This window comes from Marinomonas arctica (assembly GCF_003259225.1).
Classification (GTDB): domain Bacteria; phylum Pseudomonadota; class Gammaproteobacteria; order Pseudomonadales; family Marinomonadaceae; genus Marinomonas; species Marinomonas arctica.
The window spans coordinates 71,431-81,056 of sequence record NZ_QHJF01000019.1; the positions used below are offsets into that span (position 1 = coordinate 71,431).

The window sequence follows — 9,626 nt, forward strand, 5'->3', positions numbered from 1 at the left end:
GCTATGAGTGACTATGCTTTGAGTTACAGTGCTGGCACATGACTGATTAATCGCTTCAATAAATCATCAACCGATAATCCAGCGGCTTGCGCTTCAAACGTGGTAATGATGCGATGGCGCAATACTGGCAAGGCAACTTGGCGAACATCGTCTGGTGTGACAAAGTCTCTGCCGTTTAACAATGCGTTGGCTCGAGCGCAACGATCCAGCGCAAGCGTGCCCCGTGGACTCGCACCAAACTCAATCAAATTAGTGCCTTTGCCCGCTTCGCCCAAGTAGCGTTCAGGTTGGCGAGTGGCCATAACAAGCTGCACTATGTATTGCTCAACGCTTTCTGACATATATAAGGATAAAGCCTTATGCTGAAGCTCAAGAATATCATGGGGCTTGCAAACGGGTTGTGGTTTGCTTGTTGTGGTTTTGTGTAAGTCTTGCTGGCGAACCAGTCTTAGCACATCTAATTCGCTGGCTGCACTCGGATAACCAAGATTGATCTTCATCATAAAACGATCAAGCTGCGCCTCAGGCAAAGGATAAGTTCCTTCTTGCTCTATTGGGTTTTGTGTGGCGATAACAAAAAACAGCGCTGACAGTGGGTAGCTGTGATTGCCCACCGTGACTTGTCTTTCCCCCATGGCTTCCAGTAATGCTGATTGCACCTTGGCAGGCGCTCGGTTGATCTCATCCGCCAGCACGATATCATTCATGATGGGGCCAGGAACAAAACTGAATTTCCCCGTTTCTTGCTGGTAAATATCAGAGCCCGTCACATCGCCGGGTAATAAATCTGGTGTGAACTGAATACGCTGGAAACGACTGTCAATGGCGCCAGCTAGGGCTTTTGCCGCGGTGGTTTTGGCGATGCCAGGAGGCCCTTCAAGCAGCACATGGCCATTAGCGATTAAAGCGACGAGTAATTCATGAGTTAAATCTGGCTGACCAACGACGGCATGATTTAGGTGATCTTTTAATTGCTCAATTACAGTTACCATCGAACCTAGGTTCCTTATACTTCTATCAAAAAAAGTGTCAACGCAATATAATAGACTTCATCTTATCGGATTCAAATCTTTACGCACAGAGCGTTTTCTGTAAGGGTAGCGTAAGTACAGGACGAACAAAATGGCAAAAATTGTATTAAATGTGGCTCTGCCTGCGTTTAAATATGAAGCTATGTATGCTGGAGCGGCAAAAAACCTTGTCGCAAACAGTCTAGATGGGCGTAAAGTCCAGCTGCCTTTGTCGGCTTTTCAGCGGTTTGTGACCCATCAAGGGATTTACGGTTTTTTTGAAGTAGAATTTGATGACATGAATAAGCTGATTGCCGTCACTAAAGTTAGATAGCACGAATTAGAAGACCACATAAATTAGACAGCACAGATCGGATAAGGCATTTATCTGATCTTAATCGCCTAGGAGCCTTAACAATGTACCAACTTGCTCGCTCGTTACTTTTTAAATTGGACGCTGAAGTGTCCCATGAATTGTCATTGGATCTTCTTGCAGCAGGCAGTCGGTTGGGGTTGAACAAATTTCTAGGCGGATTACCGTCTACCAGACCGGTTGATGTAATGGGGCTACGTTTCCCCAATGCGGTGGGATTGGCAGCGGGGCTGGATAAAAATGCCGATGCCTTTGAAGCGTTAGGCGCGTTAGGTTTTGGTTTTGTCGAAGTGGGCACCGTGACACCGAAAGGCCAAGCGGGGAATCCTAAGCCACGTTTGTTCCGTTTGCCCGAACACGAAGCCATCATCAACCGCATGGGCTTTAATAACAAAGGCGTGGATCATCTCGTGTCGCGTATTAAATCTCATCGCTATCCAGGCGTGTTGGGTGTCAATATTGGTAAAAACTTAACCACCTCGGTAGAAGACGCTGCAGCAGATTATTTGGCGTGTTTAGAGTCGGTTATTCCTTACGCGGATTACATCACCGCCAACATCAGCTCGCCAAATACGCCTGGTCTTCGCAGCTTGCAATTTGGTGAAAGCTTGGCGCAATTAATCGCGCCATTGGTTGCGGCGCGTGACCGTTATGAAGCGGAACAGGGTAAACGCGTTCCGTTAGCGGTAAAAATCGCCCCAGATATGACAGACGATGAAATTAAAATGGTCGCAGATACCCTCGTAGCGCAGGGCGTTGATGGTATTATTGCCACCAACACGACACTATCCCGCGATGCGGTTGTCGGTCATGCCTTTGAAAAAGAAGCGGGTGGTTTGAGTGGGGCACCGGTTCGTGACGCCTCAACCCATGTAGTAAAAGTACTGGCTGAACACTTGAAAGACACGCTGCCTATTATTGGCGTGGGTGGTATTTCCAGTGGTGCAGATGCGGTAGAGAAGCTGCAAGCAGGGGCACGCCTAGTACAAATTTATTCAGGTTTTATTTATCACGGACCAGAGTTAATCAAGGAAGCCATAGCCAGCACTGATGCTTATTACCGTGAGCTTGATCTCGGTATCTAAAGATCGAATAGAAAACAAGGCGCTGCGTATTTTTGCACCTTGTTTTATAAGAGGGCGGGACACGATCTCGCCTTCCTGCGTTTCGAAACCTTCATTGAAATTTAAAAAAGTATTTTATAAATGAGCACGATATTACAGACAACTGATTCAGCAAGTCAGGTTTACGCATTAGAAATAACCTGTCCTCTTGGGTTAGAAAATGTCTTAGAAAAAGAGTTGCATGGCGAAGGCCTAACGCAAACCCGATTGGGTGAAGCTCAGGTAAAGCTAACCACAGATCTAGAAGGCATGTACAAAGCCTGCCTTTGGTCACGTGTTGCGACTCGCGTTATGTTGCCAATTGCTAACTTTAAAATGGAATCGGCCGACGATCTATACAATGGTGTAAAAGCGATTCAGTGGTCTGATCACATGAGCGCCACCAATACCATGGCGATTGACTGTCACGGTACCAACCACCATATTCGCAACACACAATTTGGTGCCGTGCGCGCCAAAGATGCGATTGCCGATTACTTCGTTGCCTTGTCTGGCGAACGTCCTAACGTTGAAAAAGAGCAGCCAGAAGTCCGCATTGCCTTGCGTATCAAACGTGACGTCGTGACGGTGAGTATCGATTTATCTGGCGAAAGTATGCACCGCCGTGGCTACCGTCAACAAGGCGGCATGGCACCGCTTAAAGAAAACCTAGCCGCCGGTCTTTTGCTGCGTGCAGGTTGGGGAACCGATTGCGGCTTGACGCAACTTATCGACCCTATGTGTGGTTCTGGTACTTTCCTAGTGGAAGCCGCGATGATGTCTTTGGACATTGCGCCAGGTTTACGTCGCTCATACTGGGGCTTCAAAGGCTGGAAACAGCATGACCATCGCATGTGGCAACAACTGATGGATTTTGCTAAAAACCGCAAAAAAGACCCAGCCACCTTAGGGATTCGTTTCCAAGGCACAGATCGTGAGCAAAAAGCCATCGCGGCCGCCCGTGAAAACATCAAGCGTGCAGGGGTGACAGGCGTTATTGATGTCACCATGTCGTCGTTTCAAGAGCATGAATTCGATATCAACCCTGATGCGCCGGGTCTATTAATTACCAACCCTCCTTATGGCGAGCGTATTGGCGATGAAATGGCCTTGATTGCTTTGTATCGTCAATTGGGCGAATGGGTCGTCAACCATGTGCGTGGCTGGCAGTTTATGATGCTCACCAGCAACGATCATTTGGCACGTCAAATTCCCGCACGACCTGAAAAAAGCACCCGAGTGATTAACGGTGGCATCGAGTGTCGCGCCTATCAATTCCCATTGTTGGCAGGCAGCATAAAAGAAGACGTGGTCGCGCAATCTGTCATGACACCGGGCGCGCAAATGTTTGCCAATCGTCTGCAAAAGAATGCCAAAAAACTGAAAAAATGGGTCGAGAAAAACAAGATTCAATGTTACCGCCTGTATGACGCTGACATGCCAGAATACTCAGTGGCCATTGATATTTACCAAGATTGGGCGCACGTTCAAGAGTATCAAGCGCCCAAGAGTGTTGACCCTGAAAAAGCCAAACAGCGCTTGTTCGATGTGATGTCTGCGATTCCTAGCGCCTTGAATATTTCAGAAGCCAAGGTCATCTTGAAGCAGCGTCAAAGACAGACAGGCAAAGAGCAATACGAAAAATTCGATCAGACAAAACACGAAATGATCGTAGAAGAGTATGGCTGTGACTTCATCGTCAACTTGAAAGATTACTTGGATACCGGCTTATTCCTTGATCACCGTCCTGTTCGTAAATTGATTCAAGACAAAGCCAACGGCAAGCGATTCTTGAACCTCTTCTGCTATACCGCAACGGCATCCGTGCACGCGGGTCAGGGTGGGGCGCACAGTTCATTGAGTGTCGATATGTCGAACACTTATACCGAGTGGGCGCGTCGTAATATCGAACTGAATGAATTTTCGGATCGTTATCATCAGGTAGAACGTGCAGACTGCATCGAATGGCTCAAACAAAGCCGCGACACTTTTGATTTGATCTTTATGGACCCACCCACGTTTTCTAACTCGAAAAAAATGGCCGATGTGTTGGATATCCAACGCGACCATGGCGAGCTAGTGCGTTTGGCCATGGCAAGATTAGCGAAAGGAGGCGAGTTAATCTTCTCCAATAACTACCGTCGCTTTGTGTTGGATGAAGCGTTAGAGCACGAGTTTGAGGTGAAAAACATCACTCGTGAAACGCTAGATCCGGACTTTGATCGTAATGACAAAATTCACCAGTGCTATATCATTAAACACAAATCATAACTGACTAAGCACACGTGAGTTTATTCGGTATAATTCGCAAACATATCAAGGGCTAAACACCTGGTTTAGCCCTGTTTTTTTTAGGTTTAATACGTTTTAAGGTTTATAAGTTTTTAGTATGAAAAAAACATTTCGACTTGTGATTAGTTGCCCCGACAGAGTGGGCATTGTAGCGGCCGTGAGTCAGTTTTTGAACGAGCGCCAAGGCTCCATTATGGAAGCCAGCCACCACACAGATTTAGAGCAAAAATGGTTCTTCATGCGTCATGATATTGACGCAGAAAGCTTGTCCATCGATGTAGAGACATTCCGCAAAGAGTTCGCCCCCATCGCAGAAGAATTCAACATGCGCTGGTACGTAAAAGACAGTGAAGACCGCCCTAAAGTGGTACTCCTTGCCACCAAAGAATCTCACTGCTTAAACGACATCATGCATCGCTGGCACACAGGCGAGCTAAACTGTGAAATCGTTGGCGTCATTGCCAACCACGAAGATCTTCGCTCCATGGTGGAATGGTACAAGATTCCTTATTTCTGCATTCCCGTGCCAAAAGAAAACAAAATGCCCGCCTTCCAAAAAATTGAAGCCTGCATTGATGCGTCTGGCGCCGACACCATAGTGTTGGCTCGCTATATGCAGATTTTCCCTGAATACTTGTGCGAGAAATATCGCCACAAAGTCATCAACATACACCACAGCTTCTTGCCGTCTTTCATTGGTGCGAAACCCTACCACCAAGCCGCGGTTCGTGGCGTGAAACTGATTGGTGCGACTTGTCACTATGTCACTGCCGATTTAGACGCAGGCCCGATTATCGAACAAGACGTGATTCGCGTTCGCCACAGCCACGCCGCAGAAGACATGGTTCGCCTAGGCAAAGACATCGAAAAACTCGTACTGTCACGTGGCCTACGCTACCACCTAGAAGACCGCGTACTCGTACATGGCAACAAAACCGTCGTGTTTGCAGAATAACGCCACCACCACAAGGTTAAGCAAAAAAGGGAAGACCTCGGTCTTCCCTTTTTTTATTTTGTCATTTTAGTGCAGTAACATGTTTGTTCTTGAAAAAAGTGTCTATAGTCTATAATCAATAAAACGATTTAATAAGAGACGGCTAGTGAGGTGAACAATGAAACTCAAATTAACGCCAACTCAAAACCTATGTGTTGGCTATCTAGAATCTGGTTTTAAATTGATCCAAATGGGCGAACAATTCTACTTTATCAAAGGAGAGCGCCGACAGAAGGTATTACCCAAAACCCTAGACGCACTCGTCAACCGAGGGGCATTAGACTATACCGAACAAGGCGACTACATGCTGAGTGACGAATTTATCGAACACCGCAAACGCATGCGCGAAATGAACGAGCCCAAACAGACTCGTCATTAACAAAAGACCAACGACCAACTTGGCCCCATTTTTTCTCGTTAGGAATGGGGCCTTTTTTACGGCAACAATTCAGCACCCAGATAAAACCAAACGGCGTTTTCCCTCGAAACTAACCAAAACGCCGTTTGCTTTCATCGTAAATCCTCATAAATCAACATTCCCCGTAGGTCTGCATGAGGGAGGCACGACCGTAATCAGACGTTATAAACTCGCAGTGACAACATACCTCATCGAAGCACCAAACAACGTTTACTCAACCAAAATGTAGGTCGCGCATTTATGCCGACAACGTAATTATTGTCTTCCAAGGAGAGGGCTAGGGTGGGGTTATTATTTTTTTGGGTTCCATTCAAGCGCTTGGTATTCCTGACCTTTTTTCCGCTCTGCTGAGCGGGTAACTTTTGCCCAGATCCGCAAAAGTAACCAAAAAGTCTCTTTATCGGGCTATCGCCCAAACGTCTCATTCACTTTGCTTAAGGTAGCGTTTAGCAACACGATTTCTACCATAAGGCATAGATTGTTTTTGCTGGTAGGGGAAGGGGGTTTTAACTGACTCTGAAACTCCATAAAATCGCGCAACTTCGTCGCGTCGAACTGACTTCTTCGTAGCTATTTGTCAGCTAGTTAAACGACGAATTTTTATAAGTGAAATACGACCTTAATCAGGTGTCAAAGCCAATCTTTTATCGGTTTACACTGGCAGCACATTAGAAAGTCTTTTAGTATCAATAGATAATTAGATTAAATAGATATATTTGGAGGAATAAGATGTCAACGATTGTCAGTAAAGAAGAAGCGCATAAACTGATTGATCAACTCCCCGCCAATGCAACATGGGATGACCTGATGCATGAAATATATGTTCGAGAAGCGATTGAAAAAGGGCTCGAAGACAGCAAGGCTGGAAGAACAAAGGGAGTTGCTGACATTAGAAAAAAATATGGATTGCCTGAATGAGAGTTCAATGGACTAAAACCGCAGAAGCTCATTTGGATGCAATTTATGCCTACATAGTCCAAGACTCAGAAACCTATGCACTGCAAACTGTGGATCGAATTACAAGGCGATCTGAACAGATTGGTGACTTTCCTTTATCAGGAAGAAAAGTGCCAGAATATGAGCTTGATCAAATAAGGGAGGTGTTCGCAGGTCCATATAGAATCATATATCATATTATGGCAGAGCAAATTGATATTGTTGCCGTGATCCATGGAGCAACGAACGTGCTGCAAGAATAAGAAGACTGTCCTTACTCGTGTTGTAAACCAACATTCCCTGTAGGCCTGCATGAGGGAGGAACGACCGTAATCAGGCGTTCGAAACTCGCAGTGACAACATACCTCATCGAAGCACCAAATAACGTTCACTCAACCAAAATGTCGCGCCTTTAGGCCGACAACGTAATTATTGTCTTCCAAGGGGAGGGCTAGGGTGGGGTTATTATTTTCTTTGGGTTCCATTCAAGCGCTTGGTATTCCTGACCTTTTTTCCGCTCTGCTGAGCGGGTAACTTTTGCCCAGATCCGCAAAAGTAACCAAAAAGTCTCTTTAAGATCTTTAATGCCTGATTTTCGTCATAGGCACATGACTGTTCCCCTACGCTCGTTATATCGTAAGGCATAGATTGTTTTGCAGGCTTGAGAGAAGATATTTTTAACTGACTCTGAAACGACATAAAGTCGCGCAACTTCGTTGCGTCGAACTGGCTTCATCTGTGATGCTGGTTTTTCGTAGGGCGTGATGAGGGAAGTACGACCGCTTTTCCATAACAAAAAAGCCGCTGAAAGCGAAGCTTTCATTGTCGCGCCTTCAGGCCGACAACGTAATTATTGTCTTCCAATTAAGCTATGGTGGTGTTATTGCTTTGCTGCGTATCACCACAATCTCAGTACTAAAAAACACACAAAATTTTTATGGTTTTCATTTTTCGCTTCTTGTATTCTGTAAGGAAATGGTCAGGGAAGACGAACAGATAACTCATATCAAATTAACACGTCTTTCTCCCTTCACCTGACCAACGTTAAATTTAAGACGCTCGTTTTTGCTCAGTTAAAACACGGATGGCAAGATAACCACAAGCATGACTTGGACATTCTGGGGCTAACATCGTTTCGTTGAAAACGCCAAAATGTTTACAACAAAGTCAGCGCTGTTTGCTCGTTGTAATTGCATCAGGAATAAAAGCATCGATTGCTTTATAAAAATCCGAATAGATGGCTGCAAAACGTTGTTGGCAGACGAAATAACAGGCTGTGAATAAATGTGTAAACCCGCACGCTCGGATTTCCAACTAACCAGCCTGTGAGAAATGTTAAAAAATTCCATAGAATCAGTTTTTTATAGGGATTTTAATGGAAATTAAAAACACTATAGATGCGCATGCGCACTATTAAAATGTTATGTGCTATGGAAGGTAAAAGTGAACCCTAAAAATGTTTTTGAAAAGCATATCGCGTCAATAGAAAAATTACTTAAAGTCGCTGACGTATACGCTTTACTCTAAATTGACCACTTGAGGGGTACTGACAAAGGAATTGAGACTATTAAAGAAGTAGTGGCAAAAGAAGGGTTTAGTAATCTCGTACATTCTAAGCATTTTTTTATCTCCCGTGATGAACAACAACTATTTGAAAAGAATGAATATGTATCTAGCGTTTGCCAACAAATTGTTCAGTCTGCATATGCTGCAATGGAAAACTACTTAATAAATACATTCAAGGCTGAGCTGCTAAAGAAGGTGGTAGACGAGGACATCTCACGTGCCATCTTGGACACTTTGCAGTTTCGAAGGCTAGATGCAATAAAAAAACACTATAAGAATTTTTTAAATATCGACTTAGCACAATTCTCACATAGAGATATATCAACTTATGAAGAATCATGGTTTCACCCCAACAGCGAATGGGAAGGGATAACAATGCTATCAAAGGTTAGAAACGAAATAGCTCATGAGGGCTTTAGTTATTCATATGAAATCCATTATCCAGTGGATGCATATTCAGTTATTCACTTTATTAAACGGTGGGTGATGTTTTTCGAAGTAGTGCACTTAAATGAGCGCACCTAACAAGGCAAACCAATGCGCAGCTACGCTACCGGGCGCGCAAGCGCGCCGTTGTTTGCAGCGTTAACTGTATGGAGGCAGCGTGAAGTATTTTGCTTATGGATCAAATATGTCGCTCCCAAGGTTGAAGGCGAGGGTTCCAAGTGCTGAGCGAATAGGGGTGTTCGCTCTTGTCGATCATACTCTTCGTTTTCACAAGGTGAGCAAGAAAGATGGTTCTGGAAAATGCGATGCGCTATTTACTGGAAATCCTGATGACTACGTAATTGGCGCACTGTTCGAAATCTCAAATGACGAGAAAAGCATACTAGACAGAGCTGAGGGGCTGGGCTACGGCTATGAGGATAAGAGGATTACGGTAAGTGATTCCCAAGGGAACACCCATGAAGCTGTTACCTACTATGCAACGAAA

Annotated in this window: 10 protein-coding genes; 9 read left to right on the plus strand and 1 reads right to left on the minus strand. The window is 45.0% G+C overall.

Annotated features, from left to right (window positions below; translation table 11 throughout):
* Nucleotides 1-23: 23 nt before the first annotated feature.
* On the minus strand, nt 24-992 hold the full coding sequence (locus tag DK187_RS12560) for an AAA family ATPase (protein ID WP_111607696.1): 969 nt from the start codon (nt 990-992) through the stop codon (nt 24-26).
* 130 nt (nt 993-1,122) lie between these two features.
* Here DK187_RS12560 and DK187_RS12565 point away from each other — a divergent pair, with 130 nt between their 5' ends.
* From DK187_RS12565 to DK187_RS12605, 9 genes are all read left to right on the plus strand, one after another.
* Nucleotides 1,123-1,344, plus strand: coding sequence for a DUF2835 family protein (locus tag DK187_RS12565; protein WP_111607697.1), 222 nt, complete (start codon nt 1,123-1,125; stop codon nt 1,342-1,344).
* Between the two features lie 83 nt (nt 1,345-1,427).
* The gene (locus tag DK187_RS12570; protein ID WP_111607698.1) at nt 1,428-2,468 is read left to right on the plus strand and encodes a quinone-dependent dihydroorotate dehydrogenase; all 1,041 of its coding nucleotides are present in this window, start codon (nt 1,428-1,430) and stop codon (nt 2,466-2,468) included.
* A 120-nt stretch (nt 2,469-2,588) separates the two neighbouring features.
* On the plus strand, nt 2,589-4,757 hold the full coding sequence (gene rlmKL, locus DK187_RS12575) for a bifunctional 23S rRNA (guanine(2069)-N(7))-methyltransferase RlmK/23S rRNA (guanine(2445)-N(2))-methyltransferase RlmL (RefSeq protein ID WP_111607699.1): 2,169 nt from the start codon (nt 2,589-2,591) through the stop codon (nt 4,755-4,757).
* Nucleotides 4,758-4,875: 118 nt separating this feature from the next.
* The gene (gene purU / locus DK187_RS12580) at nt 4,876-5,733 is read left to right on the plus strand and encodes a formyltetrahydrofolate deformylase (protein ID WP_111607700.1); all 858 of its coding nucleotides are present in this window, start codon (nt 4,876-4,878) and stop codon (nt 5,731-5,733) included.
* Between the two features lie 157 nt (nt 5,734-5,890).
* Entirely contained in the window at nt 5,891-6,151 is a 261-nt protein-coding gene (locus tag DK187_RS12585; RefSeq protein ID WP_111607701.1) for a formyltetrahydrofolate deformylase, read from the plus strand.
* Nucleotides 6,152-6,919: 768 nt separating this feature from the next.
* On the plus strand, nt 6,920-7,108 hold the full coding sequence (locus DK187_RS12590; protein ID WP_111607702.1) for a hypothetical protein: 189 nt from the start codon (nt 6,920-6,922) through the stop codon (nt 7,106-7,108).
* Nucleotides 7,105-7,389, plus strand: a complete 285-nt coding sequence (locus tag DK187_RS12595) for a type II toxin-antitoxin system RelE/ParE family toxin (RefSeq protein WP_111607703.1) — start codon at nt 7,105-7,107, stop codon at nt 7,387-7,389. The genes DK187_RS12590 and DK187_RS12595 overlap by 4 nt, the downstream gene beginning before the upstream one ends.
* Before the next feature lie 1,315 nt (nt 7,390-8,704).
* The gene (locus tag DK187_RS12600; RefSeq protein WP_111607704.1) at nt 8,705-9,217 is read left to right on the plus strand and encodes a hypothetical protein; all 513 of its coding nucleotides are present in this window, start codon (nt 8,705-8,707) and stop codon (nt 9,215-9,217) included.
* A gap of 79 nt (nt 9,218-9,296) precedes the next feature.
* The coding region (locus DK187_RS12605; RefSeq protein WP_162623514.1) for a gamma-glutamylcyclotransferase family protein at nt 9,297-9,626 on the plus strand (330 nt) is incomplete at its 3' end.